Annotated in this window: 13 protein-coding genes; 5 read left to right on the top strand and 8 right to left on the bottom strand. The window is 64.1% G+C overall.

Annotation, left to right across the window (positions count from 1 at the left end; translation table 11 throughout):
* Window positions 1-361: 361 nt before the first annotated feature.
* Window positions 362-1,738, top strand: coding sequence for a glutamine synthetase family protein (locus ACIPZ8_RS04050; RefSeq protein ID WP_294335643.1), 1,377 nt, complete (start codon window positions 362-364; stop codon window positions 1,736-1,738).
* 78 nt (window positions 1,739-1,816) lie between these two features.
* Here the strand turns inward: ACIPZ8_RS04050 and argA are convergent, their stop codons facing one another.
* Both argA and argE read right to left on the bottom strand, forming a co-directional pair.
* Complete coding sequence (argA, locus tag ACIPZ8_RS04045) at window positions 1,817-3,115, bottom strand: amino-acid N-acetyltransferase (RefSeq protein ID WP_060513221.1); 1,299 nt, start codon at window positions 3,113-3,115, stop codon at window positions 1,817-1,819.
* A gap of 125 nt (window positions 3,116-3,240) precedes the next feature.
* A complete protein-coding gene (gene argE, locus ACIPZ8_RS04040) occupies window positions 3,241-4,383 on the bottom strand; it encodes an acetylornithine deacetylase (RefSeq protein ID WP_400719849.1) in 1,143 nt (380 codons plus the stop codon).
* Between the two features lie 115 nt (window positions 4,384-4,498).
* Here argE and ACIPZ8_RS04035 point away from each other — a divergent pair, with 115 nt between their 5' ends.
* Window positions 4,499-5,866: a CYTH domain-containing protein gene (locus tag ACIPZ8_RS04035; RefSeq protein ID WP_400719847.1), complete on the top strand. Its 1,368-nt coding sequence runs from the start codon at window positions 4,499-4,501 to the stop codon at window positions 5,864-5,866.
* Between the two features lie 78 nt (window positions 5,867-5,944).
* Here ACIPZ8_RS04035 and ACIPZ8_RS04030 read toward each other — a convergent pair whose 3' ends face one another.
* Window positions 5,945-6,415 (bottom strand): Lrp/AsnC family transcriptional regulator, encoded by a 471-nt coding sequence (locus tag ACIPZ8_RS04030; RefSeq protein WP_400719845.1) that lies wholly within the window; start codon window positions 6,413-6,415, stop codon window positions 5,945-5,947.
* Between the two features lie 127 nt (window positions 6,416-6,542).
* Here ACIPZ8_RS04030 and ACIPZ8_RS04025 point away from each other — a divergent pair, with 127 nt between their 5' ends.
* The 3 genes from ACIPZ8_RS04025 (at window position 6,543) to ACIPZ8_RS04015 (ending at window position 9,040) form a co-directional block, all read left to right on the top strand.
* On the top strand, window positions 6,543-6,860 hold the full coding sequence (locus ACIPZ8_RS04025; RefSeq protein WP_400719843.1) for a hypothetical protein: 318 nt from the start codon (window positions 6,543-6,545) through the stop codon (window positions 6,858-6,860).
* Between the two features lie 99 nt (window positions 6,861-6,959).
* Window positions 6,960-8,636, top strand: a complete 1,677-nt coding sequence (locus ACIPZ8_RS04020; protein WP_400719841.1) for a GspE/PulE family protein — start codon at window positions 6,960-6,962, stop codon at window positions 8,634-8,636.
* Between the two features lie 89 nt (window positions 8,637-8,725).
* Window positions 8,726-9,040 (top strand): DUF2388 domain-containing protein, encoded by a 315-nt coding sequence (locus ACIPZ8_RS04015; RefSeq protein ID WP_110632695.1) that lies wholly within the window; start codon window positions 8,726-8,728, stop codon window positions 9,038-9,040.
* 30 nt (window positions 9,041-9,070) lie between these two features.
* On the opposite strand, the gene gcvP is transcribed toward ACIPZ8_RS04015, so the two are convergent.
* The 5 genes from gcvP to ACIPZ8_RS03990 form a co-directional block, all read right to left on the bottom strand.
* On the bottom strand, window positions 9,071-11,944 hold the full coding sequence (gene gcvP / locus ACIPZ8_RS04010; protein ID WP_400719839.1) for an aminomethyl-transferring glycine dehydrogenase: 2,874 nt from the start codon (window positions 11,942-11,944) through the stop codon (window positions 9,071-9,073).
* 111 nt (window positions 11,945-12,055) lie between these two features.
* Window positions 12,056-12,439 carry a glycine cleavage system protein GcvH gene (gcvH, locus tag ACIPZ8_RS04005; protein ID WP_400719837.1) on the bottom strand — a complete coding sequence of 128 codons (384 nt, stop codon included), beginning with the start codon at window positions 12,437-12,439 and terminating at the stop codon, window positions 12,056-12,058.
* Window positions 12,440-12,487: 48 nt separating this feature from the next.
* Window positions 12,488-13,570 (bottom strand): glycine cleavage system aminomethyltransferase GcvT, encoded by a 1,083-nt coding sequence (gene gcvT, locus ACIPZ8_RS04000; RefSeq protein ID WP_400719836.1) that lies wholly within the window; start codon window positions 13,568-13,570, stop codon window positions 12,488-12,490.
* A gap of 123 nt (window positions 13,571-13,693) precedes the next feature.
* Window positions 13,694-15,316 (bottom strand): ABC transporter permease, encoded by a 1,623-nt coding sequence (locus ACIPZ8_RS03995; protein ID WP_400719834.1) that lies wholly within the window; start codon window positions 15,314-15,316, stop codon window positions 13,694-13,696.
* An 83-nt stretch (window positions 15,317-15,399) separates the two neighbouring features.
* Window positions 15,400-16,401, bottom strand: coding sequence for an extracellular solute-binding protein (locus ACIPZ8_RS03990; RefSeq protein WP_400719832.1), 1,002 nt, complete (start codon window positions 16,399-16,401; stop codon window positions 15,400-15,402).
* Between the last annotated feature and the right edge of the window lie 48 nt (window positions 16,402-16,449).

Genomic DNA, 16,449 nt, shown 5'->3' with positions numbered 1-16,449 from the left:
CAGCTCGACCGATGCGTGCGGGAACGGCAGGGATACCCGACTGCACTGCGCAGGCAGCGCGTTCAGGTCGCGACAAGCGGACCATGTGACCCTCGTATTATTGTGTTCTGGGTTGAGTCCGAGCTTAGCCTTGTTAAATTTTTTACACAACACCTCCGTAAAAAATAAAACACGGCGTGTCGGAGATAGCCCTTTGCGAGGGAAATAGCGGATAATGGCACGCCCCGATATGCAGCAAATCTGCCGTCGATGTGCCATTTCGAGGCATCATGGGGTTGGCTTGACATCAGTTTGTCTTTTCGATTGACTGGTCCTGCAAGCCCCCCTTGATTGATATTTTTAACAACAAAGGTGTTGCATCATGTCGGTACCCCCGCGTGCCGTTCAGCTTAACGAAGCGAACGCGTTCCTTAAGGAACATCCTGAGGTTCTCTACGTTGACCTTCTGATTGCAGATATGAATGGTGTGGTGCGTGGCAAGCGCATTGAGCGCACCAGCCTCCACAAGGTTTACGAGAAGGGCATCAACCTGCCTGCCTCCCTCTTCGCCCTGGACATCAACGGTTCCACCGTCGAAAGCACCGGGCTGGGCCTGGACATCGGCGATGCTGACCGCATCTGCTACCCGATCCCCGGCACCCTCTCCAACGAACCCTGGCAGAAGCGCCCGACCGCGCAGCTGCTGATGACCATGCACGAACTCGAAGGCGAACCGTTCTTCGCCGACCCGCGCGAAGTACTGCGTCAGGTGGTGAGCAAGTTCACCGAAATGGGCCTGACCATCTGCGCCGCGTTCGAGCTGGAGTTCTACCTGATCGACCAGGAGAACGTGAACGGCCGCCCGCAGCCGCCACGCTCGCCGATTTCGGGCAAGCGCCCACAGTCGACCCAGGTGTACCTGATCGACGACCTCGACGAATATGCCGACTGCCTGCAGGACATCCTGGAAGGCGCGAAAGAGCAAGGCATTCCGGCTGACGCCATCGTCAAGGAAAGCGCCCCGGCGCAGTTCGAAGTCAACCTGCACCACGTCGCCGACCCGCTCAAGGCCTGTGACTACGCGGTGCTGCTCAAGCGGTTGATCAAGAACATTGCCTACGACCATGAAATGGACACCACTTTCATGGCCAAGCCCTATCCGGGCCAGGCCGGCAACGGCCTGCACGTTCACATTTCCGTGCTGGACAAAGATGGCAACAACATCTTCACCAGCGAGGATCCCGAGCAGAACGCCGCGCTACGTCACGCTATCGGCGGTGTGCTCGAGACCCTGCCCGCGTCCATGGCTTTCCTCTGCCCGAACGTCAACTCGTACCGCCGCTTTGGTGCACAGTTCTACGTGCCGAACGCACCGAGCTGGGGCCTGGACAACCGCACCGTGGCCCTGCGCGTGCCGACCGGCTCGCCGGACGCCGTGCGTATCGAACACCGCGTAGCCGGTGCCGACGCCAACCCGTACCTGATGATGGCTGCCGTGCTGGCCGGCGTGCACCACGGCCTGACCAACAAGGTCGAGCCGGGTGAGCCGATCGAAGGCAACTCGTACGAGCAGCTGGAGCAGAGCCTGCCGAACAACCTGCGCGATGCCCTGCGCGAGCTGGACGACAGCGAGATCCTCAACAAGTACATCGATCCGAAGTACATCGACATCTTCGTCGCGTGCAAGGAGAGCGAGCTGGAGGAGTTCGAGCACTCGATCTCCGACCTCGAGTACAACTGGTATCTGCATACCGTGTAAGCAAGAACGCCGCCCCTGGGGGCGGCGTTTCTTGTTCGGGATCTTCGCGGGCAAGCCCGCGAACAGGCCGGCGCCGGTTTACAGGGATTTCTCGAAAATCTTCGAATTGCGCTGGTAGTTGTACAGCGAAGCCCGCGCGGCCGGCAGGCGCTCCACGCCGCTAGGCGCAAATCCGCGTTCACGGAACCAGTGCGCAGTCCGCGTGGTAAGCACGAACAAGGTATTCAACCCCATCTGCTTCGCCCGCCCCTCGATGCGTTCGAGCAGCTCGTCCCCGCGCCCGCCATGGCGGTACTCCGGATTCACTGCCAGGCACGCCAGTTCACCCGCCTGCGAATCGGCAATCGGGTACAGCGCCGCACAGGCGATGATCATGCCCTCACGCTCGACCACACTGAACTGCTCGATTTCACGCTCCAGTACTTCGCGCGAACGACGCACCAGAATGCCCTGCTCTTCCAGCGGGCTGATCAGCTCCAGCAAGCCACCGACATCGTCGATGGTCGCCTCACGCACCACTTCGAACTGCTCCTGCGACACCAGCGTACCGCCACCTTCGCGAGTGAACAGTTCGGTCAGCAGCGCACCGTCCTCGGCATAACTGACGATATGGCTACGTGCCACGCCGCCTTTGCAGGCCTCGGCGGCGGCATCCAGCAGCTCACCCTGGTAATCGCTGCCCAGGCGCGCCAGGTGCGGGGCGATCTGCTGCGGGCGTAGCTCACGCACCAGCTTGCCGTTTTCATCCAGCAGGCCTGGCTCGGCACCGAACAGCAGCAGCTTGTCGGCGCCCAGCTCGATGGCCGCGCGCGTGGCGACGTCTTCGCAAGCCAGGTTGAAGATTTCTCCGGTGGGCGAGTAGCCCAGCGGCGACAGCAGCACGATGGAGCGCTCGTCGAGCAGGCGGCTGATGCCCTTGCGGTCGACCCGACGCACTTCGCCGGTGTGGTGGTAGTCCACCCCTTCAAGTACGCCGATCGGCCGTGCGGTAACCAGGTTGCCGGAGGCCACGCGCAAGCGCGAGCCCTGCATCGGCGAGGCGGCGATGTCCATCGACAGGCGTGCCTCGATGGCCAGGCGCAAGGCGCCGACTGCATCGATCACGCAGTCCAGGGTGGCTGCATCGGTAATGCGCATGCCCCGGTGGTAGTGCGGGGTCAGACCGCGGTCAGCCAGGCGGCTCTCGATCTGCGGGCGCGAACCATGCACCAGCACCAGGCGCACACCCAGGCTGTGCAGCAGCACCAGGTCGTGGACGATGTTGCCGAAATTCGGGTGTTCAACCCCGTCGCCGGGGAGCATGACCACGAAGGTGCAGTCGCGATGGGCATTGATGTACGGGGAGGCATGACGTAGCCAGTTGACGTATTCGGGCATGACAGGGCCTGTGGATAAAGTGGACGGAGAACGGTGAATCACACGGCGTTCAGGATCATCGTCGGAACAGGCTTGCGGTCACGCGCGGTCTCCTCTAGGCAAGTACGAATCAACAGGGTGGACGTTTAATTCAGGCAATAGTGCCGGATCAGGTCACGCAATAGACGCACGGTAGGCTCGATTCGTGACATTTCAAGGTATTCGCCAGGCTGGTGGGCGCAGGCGATGTCGCCGGGGCCCAGCACGATGGTCTGGCAACCCAGCTGCTGAAGATAAGGCGCTTCGGTACCAAACGCCACCGCTTCGGCGCGATGGCCGGTGAGGCGCTCGGCCACTTGCACCAGTTCGGTATCGGCAGCCTGCTCGAAGGGTGGCACCTCAGGGAACAGCGGTGCGTAGTCGATGCGCACCTCATGGCGCTCGGCCACCGGCTGCAGCTTGCCGCGAATGGCGGCGCGCAGCTGTTCGACATCCATGCCTGGCAGCGGGCGCAGGTCGAACTCCAGGGCGCACTGGCCGCAGATGCGGTTGGGGTTGTCACCGCCATGGATGCAGCCGAAGTTCAGGGTGGGCGTAGGCACGCTGAACTGCGGGTTGCGGAACGTTGCCTGCCACTGCCGGCGCAGGCCCATCAGCTCGCCCATCACCTCGTGCATGGCCTCCATCGCGCTGTGGCCCAGGCTCGGGTCGGACGAATGGCCGCTGCGCCCGAGGATATCGATGCGGTCCATGAGGATGCCCTTGTGCATGCGGATCGGCCGCAGGCCCGTGGGCTCGCCGATCACCGCCGCGCGGCCGAGCGGCTGGCCGGCTGCGGCCAGGGCGCGGGCGCCGGACATGGAGCTTTCTTCATCGCAGGTGGCGAGGATCAGCAGCGGTTGCTTGAAAGCGTGCTCCAGCAGCGGGATCACCGCCTCGATGATCAAGGCGAAAAAGCCTTTCATGTCGCAGCTGCCCAGGCCGACCCAGCGGCCATCGGCCTCGGTCAACTTGAGCGGGTCGCTGGACCACAGCTGTTCGTCGTAAGGCACGGTGTCGCTATGCCCCGCCAGCACCAGGCCGCCAGGGCCGCTGCCGCGGCTGGCCAGCAGGTTGAACTTGCCGGGGCTGACCTGCTGGATGTCACAGCTGAAGCCCAGATCGCCCAGCCAGCCGGCCAGCAGGTCGATGACCTGGCGATTGGACTGGTCCAGTGCAGGCTGGGTGCAACTGACCGAGGGCGCGGCGATCAAGGCGGCAAACTGGTCTTTCAGCGTTGGCAACGGCATGCGCATACTCCTCGGAAGCGTTGCCCATCATAGGACTATCCGCCGTCTGGAATAAACCGTTGCCGGCCGACTCCTGTAGACTGCCCTGCAACGACGCCCCTCCTTCGAGCCTGTGATGCACAAAGAAACCGAACTCAAGCTCCGCGCCAGCCGCGAGACCCTGGCCGCCCTGCGCGAGCACCCCCTGCTGAAAAAGCGCAACAAGTCCGGCTGGCAGACTCGCGAGCTGCTCAACCAGTACTTCGACACCCCTGAGCGCGACCTCTCCGCCGCTCGTGTCGCCCTGCGCCTGCGCCGTGACGGCGAGGACATCATCCAGACCCTGAAGTGCCGCGGCCAGAGCGTCGCCGGGCTGTCCGAGCGCAACGAGTACGAATGGCATCTGGACAAGGTCAAGCTCGACCTGAAAAAGCTCGACGCCAGCTGCTGGCCCGAGCAACTGGCCGAGCTGGACAAGAAAACCATCAAGCCGCTGTTCACCACCGACTTCACCCGCGAGTACGCCGAGATCAGCTGGGGCCGCGGCAAGAGCAAGGTGGTGATCGAAGCGGCGCTGGACCAAGGCTTCGTGATCGCCGGCAAGCGCAAGGAAGAAATTAGCGAGCTGGAACTGGAACTGCGCGAAGGCGCCCCTGAAGCGCTGCTGGAGCTGGCCGCCGAGCTGGCCGCCAGCCTGCCGCTGATGCCGTGCGACATCAGCAAGGCCGAGCGCGGCTACCGCCTGCTGGAGCCGGACAGCTATGAGCTGGGCCTGCCCTCCACCGAACTGGACGCCGAAATGGCCGTGGACGACGCGTTCACCGCGCTCGCCTGGCAGCTGCTGGGCAGCAGCCAGCGCCTGGCCGAGCAGTACCGCCACAATGGCCACTGGCGCCTGCTGCAGGACTGGGTACAGTGCCTGGCCGAACTGCGCGCACTGGTTGCCAGCCTGGGCCAGGCCGCACCACGCGCGACCACCCGCGAGCTGCGCGCCAGCCTCGACGCGCTGCTGGAAGACTGGCGCCCGCTGGTGCAGGCCGGCAACGACGACGAAGACATCCGCCGTGCCGCGCCCGAGCAGTTCATCGAAGAGCTCGAAGACGTACGCTGGGGTCAGTTCTCCCTGGAGACCTCGCGCTGGCTGCTGGCCCGTGCCTGGACCGTGGAGCGCAAGGGCCGCGGCGAGCGCCAGGGCAAGGCGCAGCTGGCCAGCTGGCTGGCGCACCTGCTGGGCGAAGAAGGCCGCTCGCTGAAGCTGCCGCTGTACACCCAGCGCCCGGAAGACCTGGCCGAACAGCTGCCGCGCATCGAACAGCTGCTGGCCTGGCTGCACCATGCACGCCAGGTGCTCGAAGCGCCGCAGATGGACCGCCTGTACGGCGACCTGAAGAAGCTGCATGAGCTGGCGGAACTGCCAATCAGCGATGAAGTGCTGGAAGCGCGCATCGAGCAGGCGCGGGCGGTTGATCAGAGCCGGGGCTGGAAGCACCTGCTCAAGGCCTGATACCGCGTCGCCTGCTTCGCGGGACAAGCCCGCTCCTACAGATTTCCCTGTAGGAGCGGGCCTGATACCGCGAAGGCATCACCTCGATAGCGGCAGGCTGGTGGTGGACTTGATCTCCGACAGTGCCACGATCGAATTCACTTCCTGGATCCCAGGCACGTTCGATAGCTTTTCGAAGAAGAAGCGCTCATAAGCCTCGATATCCGAGGTGACGATGCGCAGCAGGAAGTCCACCGCCCCCATGAGCACATAGCACTCCAGCACTTCGGGAAAGCCGCGGATCGCCTCGGTGAATTCGGTGAAGTTGGAGCGGCCGTGGGCGTTGAGTTTCACCTCGGCGAAGATCTGCGTATTCAAGCCGACCTTCTTGCGGTCCAGCAGGGCCACCTGCCCACGAATCACCCCTTCCTCTTTCAGCCGCTGGATCCTGCGCCAGCAGGGCGATTGCGACAGCCCCACACGCTCGGCGATCTGCGCACTGGACAGCGACGCGTCCTCTTGCAGGAGTTCGAGAATGCGCCGGTCGTAGGCATCCAGTTCGCTTTGCATGAATAATTCTCCAAAATATGCTTATGCAAATTGATTAATTTGCATCAGCCGCAAATCGACAGAATCATAGCGAAAAAATACCGGCTTCGACGTGCAAGAATTTCTCCCACATTCGCGGAGACCCAGCATGAACGCACTCGAACGCCCCCTGCCCCGCAGCGATGCCTGGGCCGCCAACGCCAGCCACAGCACCGTACGTTATCGCCTGCAGGCCGAAGCCGAGCCGGATACCCTGTGCCGGGTGCTCAACCTGTTTGCCTTGCAGTTCCTCACGCCCCACAGCGTGCAGGTCAGCCAGCAGGACGACTGGCTCGATATCGAGGTGGGTATCGGTGGGTTGAGCTGGCACCGGGCGCAAGTGATTGCGCAAAAACTGCGCAACCTGGTGTGTGTCGGGGAGGTGAGCCTGGAAAACCTGGCGCGCCTGGAGCTCGCGGCAGTCTGAAGCCCGACGGCGCAAAATTCCGAAATCCTTTCCCGAACCTCGCTCTGCCAGGCCCGGCTAGCCTTGACCCAGGACTCCCCCAAGGCACGGACGCCGCCGATGTTCTCCCCCAACGAGCAATCCCTCGATCTCAAAAGCCTGCTGGACGCCTTGCAGGCCGACCAGCACCTGACCGCCAACGACTCATGCCAGGTCCGCGAACAAGCGTCCCGGTACAGTACTCACCACCCGCTTGAAACCATTGCCGCCCTGGGCCTGGAAGATCGCTGCCAACCCGGCCAGCTGCTGAATCTGGACACCCTGTGCCAATGGCTGGCGCAAAAGGTCGGTCAGCCTTACCTGCGCATCGACCCCATGCAACTCGACCTGGCCCAGGTCAATGGCCTGATCTCCCCCGCCTTCGCGCAACGCCACGGCATCCTGATCGTTGCCAACGACGCCAACGCCATCACCGTGGCCAGCGCCGAACCCTATCAACAGCTGTGGCAGGCCGACCTGGCGCGCAGCCTGGGCAAACCGATTCGCCGCGTGCTGGCCAGCCCGCTGCAGATTCGCCAACTGGGCCAGTCGCTGTTTCGCCTGGCCCACTCGGTACAAGGTGCGCAGCACCAGCAAGCGACCAGCCTGGGTGAGCTCGAACACTTGCTTGAGCTCGGCAAGCGGCAGGCGCAGGCCACGGCCGACGACGCGCACATCGTGCATATCGTCGACTGGCTGCTGCAGTACGCCATCGAGCAACGCGCCAGCGATATCCACCTGGAGCCACGCCGCGATCAAGGCCACCTGCGTTACCGCATCGATGGGCTGCTGCACACTGTCTACGCCTTCCCGGCCAGCGTCACCTTGGCCGTGGTCAGCCGCCTGAAACACCTTGGCCGGATGGATGTGGCGGAAAAGCGCCGCCCGCAGGACGGCCGGGTCAAGAGCAGCCTGCCGGGCGGCAGCGAAGTCGAGCTGCGCCTCTCGACGCTGCCGACGCCCTTTGGTGAAAAACTGGTGCTGCGCGTGTTCGACCCGCGCCAGTTGCAGGAAGACTTCGACCAATTGGGCCTGGAGGGCGCGCAACTGGCCCAGTGGCAAACGCTGCTGCAGCGCCGCCAGGGCATCCTGCTGGTCACCGGGCCTACCGGGTCCGGCAAGACCAGCACGCTCTACGCAAGCCTCAAGCAGCTGGCCACACCGCAGGTCAACCTGTGCACCATCGAAGACCCGATCGAGCGGCTGGAGCCGGCGTTCAACCAGCTGCAGGTGCAACCGGCCCTGGGCCTGGGATTTGCCGATGGCGTGCGCGCCCTGCTGCGCCAAGACCCGGACATCATCATGATCGGCGAAATCCGCGACCGCGAGACTGCACTGGTGGCGGTTCAGGCTGCGCTCACCGGGCACCTGGTACTCTCGACCCTGCACACCAATGACACCTGTAGCGCCATTACCCGCCTGCTCGAGCTGGGTGTGGCCGATTACCTGATCCGGGCGACCCTGGGCGGGGTCATGGCCCAGCGCCTGGTGCGCTTGCTTTGCCAGGCATGCCAGGGTGACCAGTCGGGCGATCCTTGCCAGGTCTGTCGGGGCACTGGCTACCGAGGCCGTACAGGTTTGTTCGAACTGCTGATCCCGAGTGAAAGCCTGCGAGCACGGATAGGCGCCAGTACCGATCTGGCTGAACTGCAACGGCAGGCTCTAGCTGAAGGGTTACAAGATTTACGCAGCTGTGGGGAGGCGAAAGTGGCCCGCGGGCTGACCCGCTTCGAGGAGGTACTGCGGGTCTGCTCCTGAGCAAAAAACCCTTGTATTCAAGGAACTTGCGCCCATTTTTCTGGATCAAACCGACCATCCCCACCCCTCACCCTTCGAGGTGTTTCATCATGCGTCTCAAAACCGCCATCGCAGCTGCTGCCCTGCTTTCGCTGCCTGTTGGCTCTGCCATGGCCGATACTTTCTGGCGTAACGTAATGACTTCCGGCGCGACCACGGCGTCGAGCTACATCACTTCGCACGACCACAAGCTGGTGCTCGCGGCACAGGATGACGCCGGCAGCTTCGTCGCCAGTGAAGGCGCGATTCGCGGGCCGTTCCTGGAGCAGGCGCTGCAACAGGTGCGTGCCGAGAACCCAGGGATGCAAGCCTCGGACATGGAACTGGCCAACGCCATCCTGGCCAAGAACGCGGTAGCTGAGTAAGGCCTGGGGCCGCTTTGCGGCCCCAGTTTTTCACCGGTAAGCCTCCACCGGCACGCAAGCACAGAACAGATTCCTGTCCCCATACACGTTGTCGACCCGGTTCACCGCTGGCCAGTACTTGTGCAGGCGCACATGAGCACTGGGCGCAACCGCCTGCTCCAGGCTGTAAGGCCGGTTCCACGGCGCCAGCACATCGGCCAGGGTATGCGGCGCATGCTTGAGCGGATTGTCTTCCGCCGGCCAGTTACCCTCCTGCACCTCGGCAATTTCTGCCCGAATCGCCAGCATCGCCTCGACGAAGCGGTCCAGCTCAGCCTTCGACTCGCTTTCGGTTGGCTCGACCATCAAGGTTCCCGGCACCGGGAATGACATGGTCGGGGCATGGAATCCATAGTCCATCAGGCGCTTGGCAACGTCTTCCTCGGTAATGCCGGTCTGCGCCTTGAGTGGCCGCAGGTCGAGGATGCATTCGTGCGCCACGCGCTGATTGCGCCCGCGGTACAACACCGGGAACGCGCCGCCGAGCTGACTGGCCAGGTAGTTGGCCGAGAGGATCGCCACTTCGCTGGCATCAGCAAGCTGCGGGCCCATCATGGCGATGTACATCCAGCTGATCGGCAGGATGCTCGCACTGCCCCAGGGCGCGGCGCTGACCGCCGTGTTGTTCGGGTCCAGGCCGGGGACGGGTACGACCGGGTGACTGGCGACGAACGGCTTCAGATGAGCACGGATGCCGATCGGCCCCATGCCTGGGCCGCCACCGCCATGGGGGATGCAGAATGTCTTGTGCAGGTTCATGTGCGAAACATCGGCACCGATATCAGCCGGCCGCGCCAGGCCGACCTGGGCGTTGAGGTTGGCGCCGTCCATGTACACCTGGCCACCGTGCTGGTGGACCACCTCGCAGATCTCGCGGATGCCCTCTTCGTACACACCATGGGTCGAGGGATAGGTGACCATCAGGCACGACAGCCTGGCCCCGGCGGCATGGGCCTTGGCCTTGAGGTCTTCGAGGTCGACGTTGCCGGCCTCGTCGCAATCGACGATCACCACCTCCATGCCCGCCATCTGCGCCGAGGCCGGGTTGGTGCCATGGGCCGACGACGGGATCAGGCACAGCGTGCGCTGAGGCTCATGTCGGCTGCGGTGATAACGGGTAATGGCCATGAGCCCGGCGTACTCACCCTGGGCACCGGAGTTGGGTTGCATGCAGATGGCGTCGAAGCCGGTAATGGCACACAACCAGCTTTCCAGCTCGTCGATCATCGCCTTGTAGCCCGTGGCCTGTGCGGCGGGCGCAAAGGGGTGAAGCTGGGCGAAAGCAGGCCAGGTGATGGGGATCATCTCGCTGGTGGCATTGAGCTTCATGGTGCAGGAGCCGAGCGGGATCATCGACTGGTTCAGCGCCAGGTCCTTGTTTTCCAGCTGCTTGAGGTAGCGCAGCATCTCGGTTTCGCTGTGGTGCAGGTTGAACACCGGGTGGCTGAGGAACGGCGTGCGGCGCACCAGCGCAGCGGGGATGCCTTCGGGCAGCGCGTGCTGGTCGAGCGTGGCGATATCCAGGCCATGATCGACGCCCAGGAAAATGTCGAACAGCCGTAGCACGGTGGCTTCGTTACAGGTTTCGTCCAGGCTCACGCCCAGATGGCCGCGCCCCAGGATGCGCAGGTTGATGCGGGCAGCCTCGGCACTTTCGATGATCGCCGCCTGAGCGCCGCCGACGTCCAGGGTCAAGGTGTCGAAAAAGTGCTGGTTGAGGCGCTTGATGCCTTTGGCCTCAAGGCCTGCGGCCAGCACGAAGGTCAGCCGGTGCACCCGCTGGGCGATGCGCTGCAGGCCTTCCGGGCCGTGGTACACCGCATAGAAACTGGCGATGTTGGCCAGCAGCACCTGGGCGGTGCAGATGTTGGAGTTGGCCTTTTCGCGGCGGATATGCTGCTCGCGCGTCTGCAGGGCCATGCGCAGAGCCGTGTTGCCACGAGCATCGCGGGACACGCCGATGATGCGCCCGGGCATCGCCCGCTTGTAGTCGTCGCGGCAGGCGAAATAGGCCGCGTGCGGACCACCGTAGCCCATCGGTACACCAAAGCGCTGGGTCGAACCCAGCACCACATCGGCGCCGAGCTCACCGGGCGGTGTCAGCATCACCAGGCTGAGCAGGTCGGCGGCCACGCAGGCCACGGCGTGCTGGCTGTGCAACTGGTCGATCAACGGGCGCAGGTCGCGCACTTCGCCGTGGGTGTCCGGGTACTGCAGCAAGGCGCCGAATACCTGGTGTTTGGCAAGGTTATCCACCGTGTCGACGATCAGCTGGAAACCGAAGCCTTCCGCGCGGGTTTTCAACACCGACAAGGTCTGAGGATGGCAGTGCTCGTCGGCAAAGAAAGCGTTGCTCTTGTTGCGCGCCACGCGCTTGGCCAGGGCCATGGCTTCGGCAGCGGCCGTGGCTTCATCGAGCAACGACGCATTGGCCAGTGCCAGCCCGGTGAGGTCAATGACCATCTGCTGGAAGTTGAGCAGCGCCTCCAGACGGCCTTGGGCGATTTCCGGCTGATAGGGCGTGTAGGCGGTGTACCAGCCGGGGTTTTCCAGCACGTTGCGCAGGATGACCGTGGGCGTGACGGTGCCGTGGTAGCCCATGCCGATGAGGCTGGTCCACACCTGGTTCTGCTCGGCGTAGCCGGCCAGCTTGGCCAGCGCAGCCTGTTCATCCAGGGCTGGCGGCAGGTCGAGAGCGCGGTTGAAGCGGATGCCTGGCGGCACGGTCTGCTCGATCAGCTCGCTGCGGCTGTTGAGGCCGAGGGTGCTGAGCATCGCCTGCTGCTCCGAGGCATCGGGCCCCAGGTGGCGGCGCAGGAAAGGGTTGAGCTCTTGCAGTTGATGCAGGGATGGCGACTGGGACATGTCGACGCTCTCTTCCTAGACCAGGTCTCATGGAGACTTATAAGTCTAGGAAGGATTGCCGCTTTTGCAGGGCTATTGCTGGGGGCGCTTTGCACCCCCAGCATCACTCAATTACTCGCCGATAGCGGCTGCATAACCTGCAGCATCCAGCAACTTCTCCAGCTCGGCCGGGTTGCTCGGCTTCAGCTTGAAGATCCACGCCTCGTAGGGTTCTTCGTTCAGCGATTCAGGGTTTTCGGCCAGTTCTTCGTTGACCGCGATCACTTCACCGGAAACCGGGGCGTAGATGTCGGAGGCGGCCTTGACCGACTCGACCACGCCAGCTGCGTCGCCAGTGGCAAAGGTCTTGCCGACTTCGGCCAGCTCGACGAACACCACGTCACCCAGCGCTTGCTGGGCGTGGTCGCTGATGCCGACGGTGACAGTGCCGTCAGCTTCCAGGCGCGCCCACTCGTGGCTTTCGGCGAAACGCAGATCGGCGGGGATAGTGCTCATGTCTTGAATTCCTCGTTTGGGTCAGCGGTTCGGCCCGCCGTTGAATGTTCAGATCAAAATCTTGCCGTGGCGCACGAAGGTCGGTTTGACCACCCGCACCGGGTACCATTTGCCGCGGATCTCGACCTCGGCACGGTCACCGGTAGCCATGGGCACGCGCGCCAAGGCAATGGACTTGCTCAGCGTAGGCGAGAAACTACCACTGGTGATCTCCCCTTCGCCAATCCCGGCTACACGCACCACCTGGTGGGCACGCAGAACGCCGCGCTCTTCCAGCACCAGGCCAACCAGTTTTTCCTGCACACCGCGCTCGATTTCCGCCAACAGGCCGGTACGGCCGACAAAGTTGCGTTCGGCGGGTTCCCAGGCAATGCACCAGCCCAGGTTGGAGGTCAGCGGGGTATGGCTTTCATCGATGTCCTGGCCGTACAGGTTCATGCCGGCTTCCAGGCGCAGGGTGTCGCGCGCGCCCAGGCCGCTGGGCGCGATGCCGGCGCCGACCAGGTCGTTGAAGAACGCTACGGCCTGATCACCTGGCAGGATGATTTCCAGGCCGTCTTCACCGGTGTAGCCGGTGCGGGCGATGAACCAGTCACCTTCGGCAACACCTTCGAACGGGCGCAGCTCGCGGATCAGAGCGGCGCGCGCAGGGCTCAGCAGCGCGGCGACTTTCTCGCGGGCGTTCGGCCCCTGGATGGCGAGAATCGCGAGGTCTGGACGAACGTCGAACGATATGCTGAAGCCGGCGCTCTGCCGCTGCAGCCAATCGCTGACTTTGGCCCGCGTGGCCGCGTTGGTGACCAGACGGTAGCCGCCCTGTGTGCGGTAGACGATCAGGTCGTCGATGACCCCGCCGTCTTCGTTGAGCAACGGGCTGTACAGCGCCTTGCCGGTGCCGTCGAGACGGGCCACGTCGTTGGCCAGCAGACGTTGCAGCCAGGGCGTGGCGTCGCCGCCGGTGATGTCGATGACTGTCATGTGGGACACATCGAAGACACCGCAGTCGCTGCGCACCTGATGGTGCTCCTCGACCTGCGAGCCATAGTGCAGCGGCATGTCCCAGCCGCCGAAATCGACCGTCTTGGCGCCAAGCGCCAGGTGCAAGTCGTACAAAAGCGTGCGCTGTCCCATGGGTTTCTCCTTCCGGGCGTGGCGAAGCGGCGGCGGTCGATGACGTTTAATCGTCAGCTCTTCTTGTAGGACCCGCCGCGCGAATGCCGCGCATTGTAGCCGCAAGGGCGCAAGCTGGCATCCTCAGTGACTGTGACCCGGACGCCGAGCGGAACGGCGAATCAGCCCGATGACCGGCAGCAGCCCTACCAGCACCAAGGTCAGCGCCGGCAGCGAGGCGCGCGCCCATTCGCCTTCGCTGGTCATCTCGAACACCCTGACCGCCAGGGTGTCCCAGCCAAACGGGCGCATCAGCAAGGTGGCGGGCATTTCCTTGAGCACGTCGACGAACACCAGCAGCGCGGCGCTCAGGGCCCCGGGCACCAGCAGCGGTAGATACACCTTGAAAAACAAACCCACGCCACCGACGCCGAGACTGCGCGAAGCCTCCGGCAATGAGGGGCGGATACGTTCCAGGCTGCTCTCCAATGGGCCATAGGCCACGGCGATGAAACGCACCAGGTAGGCCAGCAGCAAGGCGGCCAGGCTGCCCAGCAGCAGCGGCTTGCCCGCACCGCCCAACCAGGTCGACAGTGGAATGACCAGCTGATTATCCAGGTAGCTGAAAGCCAGCATGATCGACACTGCCAGCACCGAGCCGGGCAAGGCATAGCCCAGGTTGGCCAGGCCAACGCCGGCACGGATGCCGCCCGTCGGCGCCTGACGGCGGGCGAAGGCCAGCAGCAGCGCCACGCAGACGGTGATCAGAGCGGCCATGCCGCCCAGGTACAACGTATGCAGCACCAGGCCGACATAGCGCTCGTCCAGATCATGCCGACCGCGCTGCCAGAACCACGCCAGCAACTGCAGCAGCGGGATGACGAATGCGCAGGCGAACACCAGCAGGCACCAGCCACTGGCCAGCAGCGCCTTGAACCCGCGCAAGTGGTAGAGCGCCTGCCCGCGAGGCCGCTCGTTGCCGCTGCGGGTCGCGCCACGGGCGCGACGCTCGCCATACAGCACCAGCATCACCGCCAACAGCAGCAGGCTGGCCAGCTGGGCCGCACTGGACAAGCTGAAGAAGCCGTACCAGGTCTTGTAGATGGCCGTGGTGAACGTGTCGAAGTTGAACACGGCCACCGCGCCGAAATCGGCCAGGGTCTCCATCAGCGCCAGGGCGATACCCGCACCAATCGCAGGCCGCGCCATCGGCAGTGCCACCCGCCAGAAGGCCTGCAGGGGTGACAGACCCAGCACCCGCGCAGCCTCCATCAGGCCCTTGCCCTGGGCCAGGAACGCCGTGCGCGCCAGCAGGTAGACATAGGGGTAGAACACCAGCACCAGCACGATGATCACCCCACCCGTAGAGCGTACCCGTGGCAGGCGCATGGGCCCGAACACTTCGCGCAGGGCGCTCTGCACGGGGCCGGCAAAGTCGAGCAGGCCGACGAAAACGAAGGCCAGCACGTAGGCCGGAATGGCGAACGGCAGCATCAGCGCCCAGTCGAGCCAGCGTCGGCCGGGGAACTCGCAGAGGCTGGTGAGCCAGGCCAGGCTGACGCCGAGCAGGGTGACGCCGATACCGACGCCGACCACCAGGGTCGCGGTATTGCCCAGCAGGCGGCCCATCTGGGTGTCGAGCAGGTGCGTCCAGATCTGCAGGTCGATCGACTGCCAGGACAGCAACAGCACACTCAGGGGCAGGAGGACCAGGGCGGCGGTCAGGGTGACCGGGAGGTACCAACGGCGTTGCAGGGTGTGGGGCAAGGTTGAATTCTCGATTGCAATGGCGACCGCTTCGCGGGCAAGCCCCCTCCCACAGGGGCCTGTACAGGCCCCGGGAGGACAGCTCAGTTCCAGCCAGCGCGATCCATCAGGCGAATGGCCTCGGCCTGGCGCTTGCCGGCCACTTCCACCGGCAGGCTGTCGGCCTTGAAGCTGCCCCAGGCTGCAACTTCATCCGACGGCTTGACCTTCGGGTTGGCCGGGAATTCCTGGTTGATGTCGGCGAACAGCTTCTGCGCCTCTTCGCCAGTCATCCACTCGACCAGCTTCCTGGCGGCTTCCGGGTGCGGTGCATGCTTGGTCAGGCCGATGCCCGACAGGTTGACGTGCACGCCACGGTCACCCTGGTTGGGCCAGAAGATCTTCACCGGCAGTTTCGGGTTCTGGGCATGCAGGCGGCCGTAGTAGTAGGTGTTGACCACGCCCACATCGCACTGGCCGGCCTCGATGGCCTGGATCACCGCGTTATCGTCGGAGAACACATCGGTGGCCAGGTTGCCGACCCAGCCTTTGACGATCTGCTCGGCCTTGGCCTCGCCGTGGTTCTCGATCAACGTGGCGGTCAGCGACTGGTTGTACACCTTCTTCGCGGTGCGCAGGCACAGGCGGCCTTCCCAGTGTTTGTCAGCGAGGGCTTCATAGGTGGTCAGCTCGGCTGGCTTGACCCGTTCGGTTGAGTAGACGATGGTCCGTGCACGCAGGCTCAGGCCGGTCCAGTCATGGGACGAAGCGCGGTACTGCGGGGGAATGTTCTGGTCGATGATGCCCGACTTGATCGGCTGCAGGATGCCCATCTGCTCGGCCTGCCAGAGGTTGCCGGCATCGACAGTGAGCAGCAGGTCGGCCACGCCGTTCTCGCCCTCGGCCTTGATGCGCTGCATCAACGGGGCTTCCTTGTCGGTGATGAACTTGACCTTGACCCCGGTCTTGGCGGTATAGGCATCGAACACCGGCTTGATCAGTTCGTCGATGCGCGAGGAGTACACCACCACTTCGTCCGCCGCCTGGGCGGTGCCGCCGAACAGGGTCAGGGCCAGGGCGGCCAGTAGGGGCTTGCGTGGCAACATGGAAAGCACTCCTCGGATCGTATGAGAGGTGCAAATGGTAGTGAATCC

This window comes from Pseudomonas sp. NPDC089422, assembly GCF_044749405.1.
In the GTDB taxonomy this organism is placed as follows: domain Bacteria; phylum Pseudomonadota; class Gammaproteobacteria; order Pseudomonadales; family Pseudomonadaceae; genus Aquipseudomonas.
The sequence above is the reverse complement of the archived record's forward strand: the minus strand, read 5'-3'. Positions and strand labels throughout refer to the sequence as shown.